Origin of the sequence: Mycoplana sp. MJR14, from assembly GCF_029210525.1 — a bacterium.
Lineage (GTDB): Bacteria > Pseudomonadota > Alphaproteobacteria > Rhizobiales > Rhizobiaceae > Mycoplana.
The window spans coordinates 1-17,912 of sequence record NZ_JARGEO010000014.1; the positions used below are offsets into that span (position 1 = coordinate 1).

Here is a 17,912-nt window from a genome sequence, read left to right on the forward strand (position 1 = left end):
CCCCCCCCCAATTCCCCCCCCCCCCCCCCCCCCCGCCCCCCCCCCCCCCCGGGGGGGCCCCCCCCCCCCCCCCCCCCCCCCCCCCCCCCCCCCCCCCCCGGCCGCCCGGGCGCCCCCCCCCCCCCCCCCCCCCCCCCCCCCAGGACCGGGTGGATCAGACGGCGATCTTGCCGCCGCCGATCTTGGTGATCGCGACCACCGAGGGGCGCACCGGTATGTCGTCCTTGAAGTCCGGCCAGCGGGTGGAGAGGTCCTCGTAATAGGACGGGCGGCCGTGGCCGTCCCAGTCCTCGCCGCCGTCGCCCGGGTGCTGGACGGCGACGAAGGCCGTCTCGTCGTCCGGGGTGAACAGCGGGCCGCACATTTCCGCGCCGACCGGAACGCGGAAAAACAGCTTGGAGGTGGCGCGAGCGTCGCCCTCGGTGTCGACCGCCCAGAGGCCGTCGGTGCGCCCGGTGGCCTTGTTGGAGTTGCCGTCGGTCGAGACCCACAGGCGTCCGGCGGCGTCGACCGCACAGTTGTCCGGCATGCCGAACCAGCCGTTCTTCGTCGTCTCGGTCGAGAAGGTGGCGCCGACGTCGGCCACGGACGGGTCGCCGCACTTCAGCAGCACTTCCCACTTGCCCGTGGTCGCGGTGAAGTCGCCGCCGTCTTCCTCGATCTCGATGATGTGGCCGAAGGCGTTCTCCGCACGCGGGTTGGCGGCGTCGACCTGCTCGGCCTTGCGCTTGGTGTTGTTGGTCAGCATGACATAGACCTTGCCGTTGACGCCGTTCGGCTGCACGTCCTCGGGGCGGTCCATCTTGGTGGCGCCGAGAAGGTCGGCGGCGCGGCGTGTCTCGATCAGCACGTCCGCCTGGCTGGCAAAGCCGTTCTCGGCGGTCAGCGGGCCCTGGCCATGCACGACCGGCAGCCAGGTCATGGTGCCGTCCTCGTTGAACTTGGCGACATAGAGCGTGCCGGCGTCCAGCAGGTCCATGTTGGCGGCGCGGTCGGCAGCGTTGTAGGTGCCGTCGGTGACGAACTTGTAGACGTAGTCGAAGCGCTCGTCATCGCCGAGGTAGAAGACGACCTTGCCGTTCTTGGCGACGATCGATTCCGCGCCCTCGTGCTTGGTGCGGCCGAGCGCGGTGCGCTTCTTCGGCACCGAGGTGGGGTCCATCACGTCGACCTCGACGATCCAGCCGAAGCGGTTCGGCTCGTTCGGCTCCTTGGAAAGGTCGAAGCGGTCGTAGAAGTTGGCCCACTCGTAGGCGCCTTCCGGCACGCCGTAGCGCTTGTAGTTCTCGGCCTCGGCATGACCGGCCGGCAGTTCGCCGGAGAAGTAGCCGTGGAAGTTCTCTTCCGCCATGATGTAGGTGCCCCACGGGGTCACCCCGCCGGCACAGTTGTTGAACGTGCCCATGACCTTCCGGCCGGTCGCATCGGCATGGGTCTTGACGCGGTCGTGGCCGGCGACGGGGCCGGAGAGCTGCATCTCGGTGTTGACGGTGACGCGGCGGTTCAGCTTGCCCTCCGGCACCACCTGCCACTTGCCGTCGACCTTGCGGATCTCGACGATCGTGCCGCCGTGGGCGGCCATCTCGACGTCGACCTGTTCCTTCGACAGCGGACCCTGCTCGACCTTGCCTTCGACGATCTTGACGAGGCCGGGGAACATCAGGTGCGGGTTGGTGTATTCGTGGTTCACGACGAGAAGGCCGTGCTCGGAGGAGCCCTCCAGCGGGATGAAGCCGACATAGTCGTTGTTGTAGCCGAACTGCCGTTCCTGTGCCGCCGCCGTCTGCCTGGTTGGGTCGAAGGCGGGCGAATCGGGGAACAGGGCATCGCCCCAGCGCAGCAGGACGTCGGCGTCATAGCCCTCGGCGACGTGGTGGTTGGCGTCGACGCCGGCCTCGACCTCGGCAAACGAGAAGGCCGAACCGCCGGCCGCACGGGCGGCATTGGGTGCGCTCAGGAGCGCGGCGGGACAGACGGTCGCGGCGATCGCCGAGACGGCGAGCGACCCCTGCAGGAAGCCGCGGCGCGAGAAGCGCTTGCCAATGATCTCGCCCATCGTGGGGTTCGCGCTCTGGTTATGCCCGTCGCCATCGGCGTCTTCGAGCTGCGTCGTCGGGAAAATTCTTTGAGAGAATTGTTCGGTCATGAGGCTGTCTCCGAATTGGACTGGGACTCCCGATCTAGAGTCGTTCTAGCCCATAGAGACGGCATGTTTCGGTTTTGCGACAGGGATTGGCTCTTCCGGGGCCGGATGTCACGACAGCTCCGGCCCGGGAGGCCCGAGGTTACAGAAGCAAGCCTAGGACGGATTACACAACATTCCATTGCGGCGCGCGTTTTCGATGCAATCGGCGCGGTTCGCATAGGACTCGGTCGACGCACCGACTATGCGCCCGTTCGCTGCCGTGCGTTGCCAACGCCACTTGCCGCCGGATTGATAGATTTCCCAAGTATCACCGTTTCTGTCTCTGCATGCTGGCATGGACTTCCTCCTCGTGTTGCGGAGGGAGACGCTAGGCGATTCCCATTTCGCGCTCCACGAACCGGCCTAAACCCCGAGTGGGCGGTGCGGCGCAACAAGGTTGCATTGGTGGCGGAGAGCCCACCGCCACGGTCCAATTTCAGCCATTGCGCTGCGCCTTTCGCCAGGCGATCGCGTGATCGATGAAGGCGCGCAGACCCGCCGACGGCAGGCGCCGGCTCGGGTAGTAGAGGCAGATCCCGGGATAGGGCGGCGTCCATTCGGCAAGAAGCTGCACGAGCGTTCCTTTCGCGAGGTCCTCTTCCACCGACCGCAGGGACACATAGGCGATCCCGCCATGCCGACGGGCGGCGAGCACGCTGAGTTCGGTGCTGCCGGCGATCAGCCGCCCCCTGACGTCGACCGTGATCGTTTCGCCGTTCCGCTCCAGTTCCCAGGCGACGAGGCTTCCGCTCGGAAGCCGGGCGCGGATGCACTCGTGCCCGAGCAGGTCGCCCGGCGTGGCCGGGCGCGGCTTGCCCTGCAGGTAGGACGGCGAGGCGACGAGAACGAAGGATTCGCTCTGGCCGAGCGGCACGCGGATCATGTCCTTGGGAACGACCTCCTCCAGGCGCAGCCCGGCGTCGAAGCCTTCCGCGACGATGTCGACCAGGCGCCCCTCGGTGACGAGATCGACCTTCATCTCCGGATAGGCGGCCAGGAAATCCAGCACCAGCGGCAGGACGCGCTGTGCGCCGCCCTCCGAGGTGTTGAGCCGCAGGAGGCCGGACGGCGTGCTGCGCAGGCGGTCGACGGCGAGAAGCGCCATGTCGATCTCGTCGAGCGCCGGGCGGACCCGAAGCAGCATCGCCTCGCCAGCCTCGGTGAGCGAGACGCTGCGGGTCGTCCGGTTGAAGAGGCGGATGCCGAGGCGCTTTTCGACGTTGGCGACCTGGTGGCTGAGGGAGGACACGGCAATCCCCATCTCCTTCGCCGCACCCCGGAAGCTGCCGCAGGTGGCGACGCTCGATATCGCCCTCAGGTCCGCAAGCGTCATTCCCGACATTGTCCGAATTCCTTCAATGATCTGTCCGGCATTGTCCGGATAATACCACGGCCGTGCCGCCATTACATCGGTGTTCGGACAAAGGGAGACCACGATGAAAAAGACGGTACTGATCACGGGCTGCTCTTCCGGTTTCGGAGCGGCAGCCGCAAGGCTCTTCGCGGCGGAGGGCTGGAATGTGGTGGCGACGATGCGCTGCCCGGATGCCGGGTCGGACCTGCAAGACCTGCCCGATGTTCTCGTCACCCGGCTGGACGTCCAGGATCGCGACAGCATCGACCGGGCGGTCGGTGCGGCGATCGAAAGGTTCGGCCGCATCGACGTGGTGGTGAACAATGCGGGCTACGGGCTGTTCGGCGTATTCGAGGGAACCACGCGCGAAAAGGTCGCCGACCAGTTCGAGGTCAACGTCTTCGGCGTGATGGACGTGATCCGGGCGACACTGCCGCATTTCCGGGAAAACCGCTCCGGCCTCTACATCAACGTCAGCTCCGGCGCGGGCGTCTTCGGCCTTCCGATGATCTCCCTCTACAACGCCTCCAAGTTCGCCCTCGAAGGCTTCTCTGAATCGCTGTCCTACGAACTGGCCGCGCTTGGCATCGGCGTGAAGATCGTCGAGCCGGGCGGGGTGCTGGAGACGAAGTTCGGCGAACGCAGCGGGCAGGAGTTCTCCGCGACGACCACGCCGTCCGACTATGACGGTTTCATCGCCGGTGCCGGCGAGGTCTTCGAAGGCTTGCGCCGGTCACGCGGCCTGGCAACGAGCGACGCGGTGGCGAAGGTCATTTTCGAAGCTGCGACCGACGGGACAGACCAGCTCCGCTACGTCGCGACCGACGACATCAGGCCGCTGATCGACAAGCGACGGGGCAGCTCCGAAGCCGAATACATGGCCTTCATGCGCGAGCGCATGACGCCGAAGACGCGGTGAATCTCGCCGACGAAGTCCCCCGCGGCGAGATCAGTCGCCGCGGGGATCAGGGCAGGGCGGTGCTGCCCGGCGGACAGCGAACAGAAGCGCTATCGGCGGAAAGGGGCGGGCGCCGACGATCGACTGTTCTCCTGGCGCCGTCGCTCGATCGCCATCAGTCCGTAGTGCGTCGCCGTGGCAAACAGTCCGACGATAGATCCGTAGTTCACGAAGAATGCCAACGTCGCGTCGTTGAAGTCCCACATGTCGAGGGCGTAGGTGAGCATCAGCTTCGATCCGAAACCCATCTCGACGATGGACCGCGCACCCCAGAAGAAAATGGCAGCCGCCGCAAGACGCAACGCCACCGTCCGCACCGGGCTGTGCCCCTCGATCCCGAACGCGGCCCTGAACACATGCATGACCACCGCCCAGCGCGTGCCGAGATGGATCGCGATCACCGCCAGCACCCAATAGCCCGCGAACATGTGGATCTCGCGGATGGCGAAGCTGCCGTCCAGCGCCAGGAAGGCGAACGCGTCTCGCGAGATCAGCAGGCTGGTGACGAGCATGATCAGCATCCCGGCCGCGAGGCAGGCGATCGTCGCGACGTTGAACAGCCGGACGAGACCATGGCGCTTCCTGCCGGCCGTTCCGTACCAGCGGCGGTTGAAGACGTTGTGAGCGATCACCAGCGCAAAGAGCGCCGTCCCGAAGAGTTCATGCCACAGGTTGTCGAGCCACCAGTAGGCCAGGCATGCGATGACCAGCCCGACCGCGACGAAATCGAGGAACAGGCGAAGGCGGAAGATGCCGCTCATTCGAATTCAAAGCGCCGCATGTCGTTGAACGTATAGAGAAACTCCCTATCGGCCCGCGACGTGTGGCAGCGCTGGCAGCGGGCGGTGTTCTCATCCATGTTGATCGTGCCGTCGGGCTTGAACCATTGGAACTGCCAGTCGGCCGTGCGCCGGTCCTCGCCGTAGTCCTGGCCCCACCCTTCGCCCTTCTCCATGATGAAGTAGCGGAAGACCTTGCCGTCGCGGTAGTCGACCAGGGCGACATGGGTGCCGTTCGGGATCGGCTCGCCGCGTTTGACCGCCTCGATTGCCGCGCGGGTGGTCATGATGTGCTCGGTGACCTCGCCGCGCTCCACCGTCGTGTAGTGGACGAGCTTGGCGATGTCCGGCATCGTCGCCCGGGTCGGCTCGGCCTGGACCTGCATTCCGACGAAGAACAGGGCGCCCGATACGAGGCCCGCCATTGCGAAGGCGCGAACCATCCTATTCACCGGCACCTCCATCGGTTTCGCCGTAGTCCTCGTCGGAGACCTTCTCCATCCAGGTCACGACGCTGCCGTTCTCGGCCTCGGCGACGGCGAAATGCGACATCGCTTCGTCGGCGGAAGCGCCGTGCCAGTGCTTGACCATCGGCGGGATCCAGACGACGTCGCCCGGTCCGACGCTGAGGACCGGCCCGCCTTCCTTCTGGACCCGGCCCTTGCCGGAGATGATGAAGAGCGTCTGGCCGAGCGGATGGGTATGCCATGCCGTGCGGGCGCCGGGACTGAAGGAGACGGTTGCGCCGCTGATCCGGGCGGGATCGGTGCCCCTGTAGCGTCCGGAGACGCGCACCGCGCCGGTGAAGGTGTCCGCCGGACCGGGGACCGGGTCTTCGTCGGCGCGCGTGACCTGCAGGTCCATGGATGCCCCGTCAGATTGTGCTGGTGCAGACCGTGCCTGAGCGGCGCCGCTGCGGCTGTCAAAGACGGCCTTCAGCACCGGCACGGCGGACATGGCGCGCGGCCAGCCCGCATAGAAGGCGACATGGGTGACGGCTTCGGCGGCCTCGGCCGCGGTCAGGCCGTTGTCCATCGCCCGGTTGGCATGGAAGGGCAGTTGTTCCGGCTGGCCGATCGCCACCAGCGCCGTCATCGTCACCAGGCTGCGGTCGCGGGCGGAAAGATCCGGCCGCTGCCAGAGATCGCCGAACAGGACGCGATTGGTGAGGTCGGCAAGCGCTGCGGCGGTCGGTGCCACCGCGGCGTTGACCGTCGCCGCGCGCGTGGCCTCGGCCACGGCCTCGAGCTCGATCCGCGCCGCCGCGCTGTTCGCCACCGGGCCGATGCTGCGCTCGTCGAAGACGGTCTTGACCTCGCTGACGGCCGATATGGCGTTCGGCCAGCCGGAATAGAAGGCGAGCTGGGTGATGAGCTCGCCGATTTCGGCCGGGGTCACGCCATTGTCGAGCGCGCGGCGCACGTGTCCGCCGATCTGCGCCGTCCTGCCCGTGGCGACCAGGGCCGCGACGGTGACGAGGCTGCGGTCGCGCGGCTTGAGCTCCGCCCTTTCCCAGACTTCGCCGAAGAGAACGCAGTCGGTGAAATGGCCGAGCCCCGGCGCCACCTCGTAGACGGCGGGCGGGGCGACGCGCCGCCGTTCCTCCTGGGCTTCGGCCCCGGTCACGGCGAGGGTCGATAGCGCGATGCTGGCGGCGATGGTCTTCATCCGGATATTCCTCTTGTGTTCGGGCCAGGGCGCCCCGCATGGTGCGGGGAGCCCGATTGCTGAGATGGGCGCGAAAGCCGCCGGGATTAGACGGCCGGATCCGATTGGGCCTATGCGCGTGGTTCATGAATGGGCACGCTGCCGGGAGCGGCAGCCGCGCCCTCGAGGCGCGTCAGAAGCGCAGCAGCGTCTTGATCGCCCGGCGCTCGTCCATGGCCCTGTAGCCCTCGGCCACGTCGGCGAGCGGCAGTTCGAGGTCGAACACACGGCCCGGGTCGATCGTGCGATCGATCACCAGGTCCATCAGGTACGGCAGGAAACGGCGCACCGGTGCCGGACCGCCGAGCAGGCTCTTCTGCTGGAAGAACAGGTTCTGTCCGTCGAACGTCACGCCGTGCGGCACGCCGACGAAGCCGATCTTGCCGCCGGGGCGGGCGCAATCGATCGCCTGCGACATCGATTCCTGCGTGCCGACGCATTCCAGGACCGAGGCCGCACCGACGCCGTCGGTCAGTTCCTTCACGCGGGCGACGCCGGCGTCGCCGCGCTCGGAGACGATGTCGGTCGCGCCGAATTCCAGCGCCAGATCCTGGCGGGTCTTGTGGCGGCTCATGGCGATGATGCGTTCCGCCCCCATCTGTCTGGCGGCGAGCACGCCCATCAGGCCGACCGCGCCGTCACCGACGACGACGGCGGTGGAGCCTTCCTGCACGCCGGCCGCGTCCGCGGCATACCAGCCGGTGCCGAGCACGTCGGAGGTTGCGAGCAGGCCGGGGATCAGGTCGTCGGACGGCATCTCGGCGGTGGCGACGAGCGTTCCGTCGGCGAGCGGCACGCGGGCATAGGGCGCCTGCGCCCCGGTCATGAATTCCCGCTGCTCGCACGATGACTGGAAGCCGAAACGGCAATGCGGGCAGGTGTTGTCGGAAAGGCAGAAGGAGCCGACGACGAACTGACCGGGCCTGACCGTCTTCACGGCACTGCCGACCTCGACGACGACGCCGCAATATTCGTGGCCCATGGCCATCGGCGCCGTCACTGCATTGGCGCCGCGGTAGGGCCAGAGGTCGGATCCGCAGATGCAGGAGGCCGACAGGCGGATGATCGCATCCGTCGGCTTGAGGATCTTCGGCTCGGAAACCTCCTCGCAGCGGACGTCTCCCGGTCCGTGAAGCATTGTTGCCAGCATGATGTGTTCCTTTCGATCATGTGTTGGTGGGCATTGGCAGGCGTTGATCCGGCAGCGGACCGCTGCGGACGGGCGGGGCCTCCTAGCGTAGGCCCGGACCGGTGGAGGTCACGACCCGGGCACTGATGGCCGACCCGATCCCCATGAGCGCGATCACCCAGCCCATCGGCCATGGCGTGCCGTCGGCGAAGAGGCCGACGAGGCCGGAGCCGGCGATGCCGCTGCCATATTGGATGGCGCCGACAAGGGCCGAGACCGAGCCTGCCTGTCCGGGCTCGTCGGCCATCGCCCCGGCGATCGAATTGGCGACGATGAACCCCGTGGCCGAAACGAAGATCAAGAGCGGCGCGAAGAGGCCCCACAGTCCGCCGAGATCCGCATAGGCGCTGACTGCAACGGCGATGCCGGCGATCATGGCGACGAGCGTGCCGGCGGAAAGGATGCGGCCGAGGCCGAAGCGGTGGACAAGCCGGGCGTTGATCAGGTTGGTGATGACGATGCCGATGATGCCGGCGCCGAACAGCAGGCCGTAATATTCGGCGGGAACGCGATGATGGGTGATGAAGGCGGAGGGCGTTCCGGCGATGTAGGCGTATATGCCGGAATAGAAGAATGCGCCCGCACCTGCATGCCCGAGGATCTTCCGCTGCTTGAGCAGGTCGGCATAGCGGCGGAATGCGCCGATCAGCGGATCGGTCCGCCGCCGCTCCGCCGGCAACGTCTCCGGCAGCGTGAACAGGCCGGCAAGCGCCAGGAGCCCGAGGAGCACCAGAGCCCAGAAGATCGCCCGCCAGCCCGCGACCGCCGCGATCTGGCTGCCGAGGATCGGTCCGAGAAGCGGCGCGATCGCCATCACGGCGATCAGCGTCGAGAGCATCTGTGCCGCGCGCGGCCCCTGGTAGAGGTCGCGCACCATGGCGCGCGACAGGACCACGCCGGCGCAGGCGCCGAGCGCCTGCAGGACCCGCCACAGGATGATCGCCTCGACGCTGAGGGATGTGGCGCAGCCGATCGACCCGATGAAGAACAGCACGAGCCCGATGGCGACCGGCAGCCTGCGGCCGTACTTGTCGCTGACGGCGCCCCAGAGGAGCTGTCCGAGGCTGAAGCCGATCAGGAAGCCGGAGATCGTATAGGCGACGCTGCCCTCGTCCGCGCCGAGTTCGGCCGCCATTGCGGGCATGGCTGGAAGATAGAAATCCGTCGAGATCGACGCGAAGCCCATCAGCGCGCTCAGGATGGCGAGCACGTGCCAGCGCCCGGCATGCGATGCCGACGGATCGTCGGCGACGGCCGTGGCTGGGCCGAGCTGTGCTTGCAATGTCATGGCCGTAGGGGTTTCCCGTTGTCAAAAAATGTGCGGTCGCCAGGCAGCACCGGTGCCGCTCCCGCCTGGCGTCGAATGCGGGCAGGGGACCTCAGAGGCCCGTCGTCTTCAGAAGGTGCTCGGGATAGCGCTCGCCTTCGACCTCGATCTCCGCGGCCGCTTTCTCGATCCGGGCGAGTTCGGCCGGTGTGAGTTCGACGTCGACGGAGGCGAGGTTTTCCTCCAGCCGGTGCAGTTTCGTCGTGCCGGGGATGGGAACGATCCACGGCCGCTGCGCCAGCAGCCAGGCGAGCGCGATCTGGGCAGGGGTGGCGCCCTTCTCGTCTGCGATCGCCTTCAGGAGATCGACCAGCGCCTGGTTCTTCTCCATCGCCTCGGGCGTGAAGCGCGGCAGGATGTTGCGGAAATCGCCCTCGCCGAGCCTGGTATCCTTGCTCATCGCCCCCGTCAGGAAACCCTTGCCGAGCGGGCTGTAGGGGACGAGGCCGATGCCGAGTTCCGCGCAGGTCTCCAGGATGCCGTTCGTTTCCACACCGCGGGTCCAGAGCGAATACTCGTTCTGCAGCGTCGTCACGGGCTGCACCGCATGGGCGCGGCGCACGGTCTTCGCACCCGGCTCGGACAGGCCGAAATGCTTGACCTTGCCTTCGGCGATCAGGTCCTTCACGGCGCCGGCGACATCCTCGATCGGCACGCTGGGGTCGACGCGATGCTGGTAGAAGAGATCGATCACCTCGACGCCGAGGCGCTTCAGGCTGGCCTCGGCGACTTCCTTGATGTGCTCCGGGCGGCTGTTCAGGCCGGACTTGCCTGCCGTCGACGAAATCGAAGCCGAACTTGGTGGCGATGACGACCCGGTCGCGGACCGGCTTCAGGGCCTCGCCGACCATCTCTTCGTTGGTGAAGGGGCCGTAGACTTCGGCCGTATCGAAGAAGGTCACGCCGAGATCGACGGCCTTGCGGATCAGCCTGACGCCCTCCGGCCTGCTCACCTTGTTGGCATAGCCGAAGTCGAGCCCCATGCAGCCGAAGCCGAGCGCCGAGACTTCGAGACCTGCGGTTCCGAGGACGCGCTTTTTCATATCCTGTCTCCGTTCACGAAAATGGCGAGCGAGGTGCCGCCGGGCAGGTCCTGGACCTGTTCACCGGGCGATCACCTCGTCGTGTGAATGGATTTTATGCCTTCATCGGATATTCGATTAGATGCTAGGTATGACATGAACCTATGCTTGGGATTCATGAATGAAACGCGATGAACTCGGCGACCTCGTCGCCTTCCTGACCGTCGCCGAAGAGCGCAGCTTCACCCGGGCCGCGGCGCAGATGGGCACGTCGCAATCGTCCCTCAGCCACACCGTGCGGCGGCTCGAGGAGCGGATGGGCGTCCGGCTGCTGACGCGGACGACGCGCAACGTCGTTCCGACCGAGGCCGGCGAGAAGCTCATGAAAACGCTGCGGCCGGCGATCGACGAGATCAGCGGCCAGATCGACGCGTTGACGGCGATGCGGCAGCGCCCCGGCGGCAATATCCGGATCACCTCGAGCCGTCATGCGGCCGAGACGATCCTCATGCCGGCCGTCAAGCGGCTCATGGCCGACCATCCGGATGTCAATGTCGAGATCTCGGTCGACCAGCGCTTCGTCGACCTGGTGGCCGAACGTTTCGACGCCGGCGTGCGGCTCGGCGAGAGCATCGAGAAGGACATGATCGCCGTCCGCATCGGCCCCGAGCTGCGGATGGTCGTTGCCGGCTCGCCGGACTATTTCGCGCGCCATCCGAAGCCCGAGACGCCGCACGATCTGACCCAGCACAGATGCATCAACCTGCGCCTGCCGACGCTCGGCGGTCTCTATATCTGGGAATTCGAGCGCAACGGCCGCCCGCTCAACGTCCGGGTCGACGGTCAGTTCGTCTGCAACGATGTGCCGATGATCATCGACGCCGCCCTCGACGGTCTGGGCCTGACCTGCCTTCCCGACGATCATCTCGGCCCCCTCGTCCGGGAAGGGCGGTTGATCCCGGTGCTGGAGGACTGGTGTGAACCCTTCCCCGGCTATCACCTCTATTATCCGAGCCGAAGGCTCGCATCCCCCGCCTTCGCCCTGCTCGTCGAGGCGCTGCGGTATCGCTGACAAATGGGGGGAGGGGCTGCAGGCCGCAGCAGTCACTTCTGCAGGCCGGCCATCCGCAGCCCCTCCCGGAACAGTTCCAACTGCTCCGGGCGTTCGAGCAGAAGACCGCGCTGGATGAAATCTTCGATCGAGAAATCCGGGCTCAACGCCAGGAGCGACGCCCTGGCCCTTTCGGTCGCCGCGGCATCGCCGGCCTTTGCGTAACAGGCGACGAGGCGCGCGCAGGTGAAAGGTCCTGGGTTCGGCAGTTCCTCCAGCGCCGCGGCGGCCTCCTCGTATCGACCGAGAAGATAGAGCGCGTTGCCGAGTGCGGCGCTGTACCAGGGCGGAGGGAAGGGGTTTAGCCGGAACCCCTCGTCGATCCACTCCATCGCCTCCTCGAGCTTGCCGCGACGCGCGAGGAGCCCGCCCATCTGCACCAGCGTGTTCGCATCGTTGGGGTTGATCCGGTAGGCACGGCGATAGTGCCGCTCTCCGAGTTCGAATTCGCGTCGGTTGACATGGATGAGGGCGAGCATTCGTTGGCATCCGCTGTCGCCCTCGTCGAGGGTGACAGCCTTGCGCGCCAGCGACAGCGCCTCATCGAGAACCGTCTGGGGCGAATTGGCGTACCCGTTCACGGCAATCTTCGCCAGCGCCAGATGCGCATAGGCCGGGCCGAACTGCGGATCCTTCTCGACCGCCGCCTCGAACATCGCAAGAGCCTGCTGATTGTCGTCCTTGCCGTAGCCGCGAATATGTACCAGTCCGCGCAGGTAGCATTCATAGGCGGCAAGGCTCGCCGGCGGCTTGCGCAGCGCCTGGCGGACATCGGCGCTTTCGATATGCCCCACGAGCGTCGAGACGATCATCCGTGTCACCTCGTCCTGAACGGCAAAGATGTCCTCGACCTCGCGGTCATAGTGTTCCGACCAGAGGCGTGCCCCGCTTGCCGCTTCGACGAGCTGGGCTGCTATCCTGACCCGCTGGCCGGCGCGGCGAAGGCTGCCAACGACGAGATAGGTCACGCCCAGCTTCGTGCCGATCGCCTTCAGGTCGGGATGCCGGTCGTGGAAGCGGAAGGACGAACCGGCATCGATCACGGTGAGCAAACGAAACCGCGCCAGGCCGGCGATGATGTCCTCGGCGATGCCGTCGCTGAACAGGTCTCGTTCAGACGATCCGCCGAGGTTCTCGAACGGCAGGACCGCCACGGACGTCGGCCTGGCGAGCGAACCCGCCGATGGTCGCGCCGGCGCGTCCTTCCAGTGCCAGACGTGTACGGGACGGGCGATGTTCTTCAGCGCGATCTCGCCGCCATCGGCAAAGGCCGCACGTTTGCTTGCGTCAAGCTGCTGGAATACCTGATCCGAGATGCAGATGCCGCCGGCCGCCGCCGTGCCTTCCAGCCGGGCAGCGACATTCACGCCATCTCCGAGCAGGTCTTCTCCGTCGATCACCGCATCGGCCAGGTTGACCCCGATCCTCAGGGTCAGGGGAGCTTCGGACCGCCGGCCGCGGCGTTGGGGCTGGAGCTTCAGCTGGATTGAGATCGCACACGCTACCGCATCGACAGCCGAATCGAAGGCGACGAGCGCGCCGTCGCCGAGAAGTTTGATGATGCGCCCCCCATGCGAGGCGACGCTCGGAGAAAGGATGGAGGACTGAAACCGCCTGATCGTCGCGATCGTGGCCGTCTCGTCGGCTTCCATCAGACGCGAATAGCCAACGACGTCGCTCGCCAGGATGGCCGCCAGTCGCCGTTCGACGCGTCGCTTCGCCATCGCGTCCTCCGCAGGAAATACGGAGAATACTAGCGTGGGCGCCGATAGCGGGGAAGTGGGCGAACGAGATCCCCCACGAGACCGATGGAAAGGCGAAGACGGCAAAGGCCCGGGGACTGGATCCCCGGGCCTTGGATAGCTGCTGATGGACCGATCAGGCGAACGCCCGCTCGCTCAGTCGGGCGCGCCTCAGCTGCACCCGCTCGTGGCCCCGCAGGTGTCGCACTTCTCGCAGGTACCGTTGCGCACCATCGTGAAGTTCTGGCACTCCGAGCACATGTTGCCGGTATAGCCCTGCGCGATCGAGCGCATGCGGCGTTCGTTCTCCACCTTCTTGGCCTCCGCCTTGGCGGATGCCGCCTCGGCTGCGGCCTTGTCGGAGAACAGCGCCGTGACGGACTGCTGGCTCTCGGTGGCGACCTCCTCGGAGGTCTCCTCGGCGATGTCCTCGGCCAGTTCCGCTGCGCGCTCCTCGTAGTCGCGCTTGAAGGCGACGATTTCGGAGGTCGAGATCGCGGTCGCAGCCTCGAGCTTGCGGGCGGCGCTGCCGGCGAAGGCGGTCACGTTGCCCGACGAGGCGGCCTTGGCGGGAGCGGCGGTCGCTGCCCCCTTCGGCTCGCCCACCTGCCGCTCGCTGCCGGTGCCGGCGACGAGGGTCGGCTTGTAGCCGCGGGTCCAGCCGGTAGAGACGAGGTTGGTCTTGCCTTCCTGGATGCCCTTGCCGAGCGCGGTGTTGCCGAAGTCGGAAGTGTCGACATGGGCGAGGTCGTGGCGGCCGAGATAGGAGACGGCCAGTTCGCGGAACACGTAGTCGAGGATCGAGGTGGCGTTCTTGATCGCGTCGTTGCCCTGGACCATGCCGGCCGGCTCGAACTTGGTGAAGGTGAAGGCCTCCACATATTCCTCCAGCGGCACGCCGTATTGCAGGCCGAGCGAGATCGCGATCGCGAAGTTGTTCATCATCGCGCGGAAGGCGGCGCCTTCCTTGTGCATGTCGATGAAGATCTCGCCGAGGCGGCCGTCGCCGAATTCGCCGGTGCGCAGGTAGACCTTGTGCCCGCCGACGACGGCCTTCTGGGTGTAGCCCTGGCGGCGGTTCGGCAGCTTCTCGCGCTCGCGGGTGACGCGCTCGATGATCCGCTCGACGATCTTCTCGGTGACGGCGACGGCCTGGGCGGCGGCCGGTGCGGCGACCAGCTCCTCGACGGCCTCCTCGTCGTCCTCGTCCTCGATCAGCGAGGCATTCAGCGGCTGCGACAGCTTCGAGCCGTCGCGGTAGAGCGCGTTGGCCTTCAGCGCCAGCTTCCAGGACAGCATGTAGGCGGAGCCGCAATCCTCGACGGTCGCCTCGTTCGGCATGTTGATCGTCTTGGAGATCGCCCCCGAGATGAACGGCTGGGCGGCCGCCATCATGCGGATGTGGCTTTCCACCGAGAGGTAGCGCTTGCCGATCTTGCCGCAAGGGTTGGCGCAATCGAAGACGGCGAGGTGCTCGCTCTTCAGGAACGGTGCGCCTTCCAGCGTCATCGCGCCGCAGACGTGGATGTTGGCGGCCTCGATGTCCTTCTTGGAGAAGCCGATGTGCTCGAGCAGGTTGAAGCTCATGTCGGACAGCTGCTCGTCCGTGACCTTCAGCGTCTCCTTCAGGAAGTCGGCGCCGAGCGTCCACTGGTTGAACACGAACTTGATGTCGAAGGCGCTCTTCAGCGCGCCGTTGACGGCGGCGACCTTCTCGTCCGTGAAGCCCTTGGCCTTCAGCGAGCCGGGGTTGATGCCGGGCGCCTGGTTCAGATTGCCGTGGCCGACGGCATAGGCCTCGATCTCGGCGATCTGGGCTTCCGAGTAGCCGAGCGTGCGCAGCGCTTCCGGAACGGCGCGGTTGATGATCTTGAAATAGCCGCCGCCGGCGAGCTTCTTGAACTTCACCAGCGCGAAGTCGGGCTCGATGCCGGTGGTGTCGCAGTCCATCACCAGGCCGATCGTGCCGGTCGGCGCGATCACCGTCGTCTGGGCATTGCGGTAGCCGTTCTTCTCGCCGAGCGCCACGGCCTGGTCCCAGGCGGCCATGGCATGGACGATCAGGTCCTGGTCCGGGCAATCGTCGTGGACGAGGGCGACCGGGTCGACCGACAGCTTCTCGTAGCCGCTGCTCTCGCCATAGGCGGCGCGGCGGTGGTTGCGCATCACCCGCAGCATGTTGTCGCGGTTCGGCGCAAAGCCCGGGAAGGTGCCGAGCTCGCCCGCCATCTCGGCGGAGGTCGCATAGGCGACGCCGGTCATGATCGCGGTGAGCGCACCGGCGATCGCGCGGCCCTCGGCCGAATCATAGGGGATGCCGGAGGACATCAGAAGGCCGCCGATATTGGCGTAGCCGAGGCCGAGCGTGCGGTATTCGTAGGAGAGCTCGGCGATCTGGCGCGAGGGGAACTGCGCCATCATCACCGAGATTTCCAGCACGATCGTCCACAGGCGGACGGCATGCTCGTAGTCGGCGATGTTGATGTTCTTCGTCGCCGCGTCCTTGAACTGCAGCAGGTTCAGCGAGGCGAGGTTGCAGGCCGTGTCGTCGAGGAACATGTATTCCGAGCACGGGTTGGACGCGCGGATCGGGCCGGCGGCCGGGCAGGTGTGCCAGTCGTTCATCGTCGTGTTGAAGTGCAGGCCCGGATCGGCCGACGCCCAGGCGGCGTAGGAGATCTGCTCCCACAGGTCGCGCGCCTTCAGCGTCTTCATCACCCGGCCGTCCTTGCGGGCGGTCAGGTTCCAGTCGCCGTCGGCCTCGACCGCACGCAGGAAGTCGTCCTTGAGCGAGACCGAGTTGTTGGAGTTCTGGCCGGAGACGGTGAGGTAGGCTTCCGAATCCCAGTCCGTGTCGTAGGTCTTGAACTCGATGTCCTTGTAGCCCTGCCTGGCGAACTGGATGACCCGCTTGATGTAGTTTTCCGGCACCTGGCTCTTCTTGGCGGCGCGGATCTCGCGCTTCAGGGCCGGGTTCTCGTTGGGATCGAAGCAGGCATCGTTGTCGGCGGTGCAATTGATGCAGGCCTTCATGATCGCCTTCAGGTGCGCGGCGACGATCTTGGAGCCGGTGACGAGGGCCGCCACCTTCTGCTCTTCCTTGACCTTCCAGTTGATGTAGGCCTCGATATCGGGATGGTCGATGTCGACCACGACCATCTTGGCCGCGCGGCGCGTCGTGCCGCCCGACTTGATCGCGCCGGCAGCGCGGTCGCCGATCTTCAAAAAGCTCATCAGGCCGGAGGAGCGGCCGCCGCCGGACAGCTTCTCACCCTCGCCGCGCAGGTGCGAGAAGTTCGAGCCGGTGCCGGAGCCGTACTTGAACAGCCGCGCCTCGCGCACCCACAGGTCCATGATGCCGTTCTCGTTGACGAGATCGTCCTCGACCGACTGGATGAAGCAGGCGTGCGGCTGCGGGTGCTCGTAGGCCGACTTGGACTTCGTCAGCTTGCCGGTGAAGGGGTCGACGTAGAAGTGGCCCTGGCCGGGGCCGTCGATGCCGTAGGCCCAGTGCAGGCCGGTGTTGAACCACTGCGGGCTGTTGGGGGCGACGCGCTGGGTGGCGAGCATGTAGGCGAGCTCGTCCTTGAAGGCGGAGGCGTCTTCCTCGGAAGCGAAGTAGCCGCCCTTCCAGCCCCAGTAGGTCCAGGTGCCGGCGAGACGGTCGAACACCTGGCGGGCGTCGGTCTCCGAGCCGTAGCGCTCACCCTCGGGGAGCGCCTTCAGGGCCTCGGTGTCGGCGACGGAGCGCCACAGGAAGGAGGGGACGTCGTTCTCCTCGACCTTCTTCAGCTTCGCCGGCACGCCTGCCTTGCGGAAATACTTCTGCGCCAGGATGTCGGCTGCGACCTGGCTGAACTGGGCGGGAACGTCGATGTCGGCGAGCCGGAAGACGATCGAGCCGTCCGGGTTCTTGATCTCGCTGGTGGCCTTGCGGAATTCGATCTCTGCATAGGCCGATTGGCCCTGCTTGGTGAAACGACGTTCTATGCGCATGGTCCCTTGTCCCTTTGGTTTCGCGCGCCCGCTGTGGCCAGCTTCAAGGCGCAATTGTCCACGACCGGCCGCGACCTTGCGCAGCCAGCTCAAATCTTCCAGTCTCTGCGGGAAACCCGTTGTTGCGGCACCCTGTATCTTGTGCTGAGCATGGCTGCAAACACTAAATATAGTGTTAACAACTTCTTTATGCCAGTCCTTTCGCGGCCCCGACCGCGACAAAAATGTGCGCAAAAACCTCCCCTGCGGCCGGCGGTTCATCCACCTTGACGCATGGTCATCGTTCGCTTTTGTTGATTGTCGGAACCGGACTTTAAACCCGTCGGTCCAGCCACAGTTGCAGCGTGGAAACCATTAACGCCAAGGCACCCGATTCCGTCAAGAGGTGGTTTATGACGGATTTGTGGACGCTAGATCTTGTGTGTGTTGCCTGTGGAAATTGGGGACATGGCACAAACACTGGAAAATCAGACGGTTCAGGCAAAGCGTTCGCCGCCGGCGCACATCAGCTGTGGAGAACCCAATAAATAATGGGGCAGAAA

The 17,912-nt window shown here is 66.2% G+C and carries 12 protein-coding genes and 1 pseudogene; 2 read left to right on the top strand and 11 right to left on the bottom strand.

The window, feature by feature from the left end; all coding sequences use genetic code 11:
• Positions 1-154 precede the first annotated feature (154 nt).
• The 3 genes from P0086_RS22945 to P0086_RS22955 form a co-directional block, all read right to left on the bottom strand.
• The gene (locus P0086_RS22945) at positions 155-2,146 is read right to left on the bottom strand and encodes a PhoX family phosphatase (RefSeq protein ID WP_275790296.1); all 1,992 of its coding nucleotides are present in this window, start codon (positions 2,144-2,146) and stop codon (positions 155-157) included.
• A 153-nt stretch (positions 2,147-2,299) separates the two neighbouring features.
• The gene (locus P0086_RS22950) at positions 2,300-2,482 is read right to left on the bottom strand and encodes a DUF1508 domain-containing protein (RefSeq protein WP_275790299.1); all 183 of its coding nucleotides are present in this window, start codon (positions 2,480-2,482) and stop codon (positions 2,300-2,302) included.
• Between the two features lie 139 nt (positions 2,483-2,621).
• Positions 2,622-3,527 carry a LysR family transcriptional regulator gene (locus P0086_RS22955; RefSeq protein ID WP_275790302.1) on the bottom strand — a complete coding sequence of 302 codons (906 nt, stop codon included), beginning with the start codon at positions 3,525-3,527 and terminating at the stop codon, positions 2,622-2,624.
• Positions 3,528-3,621: 94 nt separating this feature from the next.
• Here P0086_RS22955 and P0086_RS22960 point away from each other — a divergent pair, with 94 nt between their 5' ends.
• Entirely contained in the window at positions 3,622-4,458 is an 837-nt protein-coding gene (locus tag P0086_RS22960) for an SDR family oxidoreductase (protein ID WP_275790304.1), read from the top strand.
• Positions 4,459-4,547: 89 nt separating this feature from the next.
• Here P0086_RS22960 and P0086_RS22965 read toward each other — a convergent pair whose 3' ends face one another.
• The 6 genes and pseudogenes from P0086_RS22965 to P0086_RS22990 form a co-directional block, all read right to left on the bottom strand.
• Positions 4,548-5,258 carry a DUF4405 domain-containing protein gene (locus tag P0086_RS22965; protein ID WP_275790306.1) on the bottom strand — a complete coding sequence of 237 codons (711 nt, stop codon included), beginning with the start codon at positions 5,256-5,258 and terminating at the stop codon, positions 4,548-4,550.
• Positions 5,255-5,719, bottom strand: coding sequence for a cytochrome P460 family protein (locus tag P0086_RS22970; protein WP_275790415.1), 465 nt, complete (start codon positions 5,717-5,719; stop codon positions 5,255-5,257). The genes P0086_RS22965 and P0086_RS22970 overlap by 4 nt, the downstream gene beginning before the upstream one ends.
• A 1-nt stretch (position 5,720) precedes the next feature.
• Positions 5,721-6,944: a carboxymuconolactone decarboxylase family protein gene (locus P0086_RS22975; protein WP_275790308.1), complete on the bottom strand. Its 1,224-nt coding sequence runs from the start codon at positions 6,942-6,944 to the stop codon at positions 5,721-5,723.
• A 172-nt stretch (positions 6,945-7,116) separates the two neighbouring features.
• The gene (locus tag P0086_RS22980; RefSeq protein ID WP_112604964.1) at positions 7,117-8,133 is read right to left on the bottom strand and encodes a zinc-dependent alcohol dehydrogenase family protein; all 1,017 of its coding nucleotides are present in this window, start codon (positions 8,131-8,133) and stop codon (positions 7,117-7,119) included.
• Positions 8,134-8,215: 82 nt separating this feature from the next.
• Positions 8,216-9,460 (bottom strand): multidrug effflux MFS transporter, encoded by a 1,245-nt coding sequence (locus P0086_RS22985; RefSeq protein ID WP_275790312.1) that lies wholly within the window; start codon positions 9,458-9,460, stop codon positions 8,216-8,218.
• A gap of 91 nt (positions 9,461-9,551) precedes the next feature.
• Positions 9,552-10,542: pseudogene (locus tag P0086_RS22990) on the bottom strand (aldo/keto reductase).
• A 160-nt stretch (positions 10,543-10,702) separates the two neighbouring features.
• On the opposite strand from P0086_RS22990, the gene P0086_RS22995 reads away from it, so the two are divergent.
• Entirely contained in the window at positions 10,703-11,593 is an 891-nt protein-coding gene (locus P0086_RS22995; protein WP_148151312.1) for a LysR family transcriptional regulator, read from the top strand.
• A gap of 32 nt (positions 11,594-11,625) precedes the next feature.
• On the opposite strand, the gene P0086_RS23000 is transcribed toward P0086_RS22995, so the two are convergent.
• Together P0086_RS23000 and P0086_RS23005 are read right to left on the bottom strand one after the other, a co-directional pair.
• Positions 11,626-13,356 carry an adenylate/guanylate cyclase domain-containing protein gene (locus P0086_RS23000; RefSeq protein WP_275790315.1) on the bottom strand — a complete coding sequence of 577 codons (1,731 nt, stop codon included), beginning with the start codon at positions 13,354-13,356 and terminating at the stop codon, positions 11,626-11,628.
• A 189-nt stretch (positions 13,357-13,545) separates the two neighbouring features.
• The gene (locus tag P0086_RS23005; protein WP_275790317.1) at positions 13,546-17,370 is read right to left on the bottom strand and encodes a vitamin B12-dependent ribonucleotide reductase; all 3,825 of its coding nucleotides are present in this window, start codon (positions 17,368-17,370) and stop codon (positions 13,546-13,548) included.
• Positions 17,371-17,912: the final 542 nt, after the last annotated feature.

Coding starts and splice junctions, on each gene's coding strand:
- P0086_RS22950 (WP_275790299.1), bottom strand. CDS start 2,482: ATGCCAGCATGCAGAGACAGAAACGGTGATACTTGGGAAATCTATCAA.
- P0086_RS23005 (WP_275790317.1), bottom strand. CDS start 17,370: ATGCGCATAGAACGTCGTTTCACCAAGCAGGGCCAATCGGCCTATGCA.
- P0086_RS22995 (WP_148151312.1), top strand. CDS start 10,703: ATGAAACGCGATGAACTCGGCGACCTCGTCGCCTTCCTGACCGTCGCC.
- P0086_RS22945 (WP_275790296.1), bottom strand. CDS start 2,146: ATGACCGAACAATTCTCTCAAAGAATTTTCCCGACGACGCAGCTCGAA.
- P0086_RS23000 (WP_275790315.1), bottom strand. CDS start 13,356: ATGGCGAAGCGACGCGTCGAACGGCGACTGGCGGCCATCCTGGCGAGC.
- P0086_RS22955 (WP_275790302.1), bottom strand. CDS start 3,527: ATGTCGGGAATGACGCTTGCGGACCTGAGGGCGATATCGAGCGTCGCC.
- P0086_RS22985 (WP_275790312.1), bottom strand. CDS start 9,460: ATGACATTGCAAGCACAGCTCGGCCCAGCCACGGCCGTCGCCGACGAT.
- P0086_RS22970 (WP_275790415.1), bottom strand. CDS start 5,719: ATGGTTCGCGCCTTCGCAATGGCGGGCCTCGTATCGGGCGCCCTGTTC.
- P0086_RS22960 (WP_275790304.1), top strand. CDS start 3,622: ATGAAAAAGACGGTACTGATCACGGGCTGCTCTTCCGGTTTCGGAGCG.
- P0086_RS22980 (WP_112604964.1), bottom strand. CDS start 8,133: ATGCTGGCAACAATGCTTCACGGACCGGGAGACGTCCGCTGCGAGGAG.
- P0086_RS22965 (WP_275790306.1), bottom strand. CDS start 5,258: ATGAGCGGCATCTTCCGCCTTCGCCTGTTCCTCGATTTCGTCGCGGTC.
- P0086_RS22975 (WP_275790308.1), bottom strand. CDS start 6,944: ATGAAGACCATCGCCGCCAGCATCGCGCTATCGACCCTCGCCGTGACC.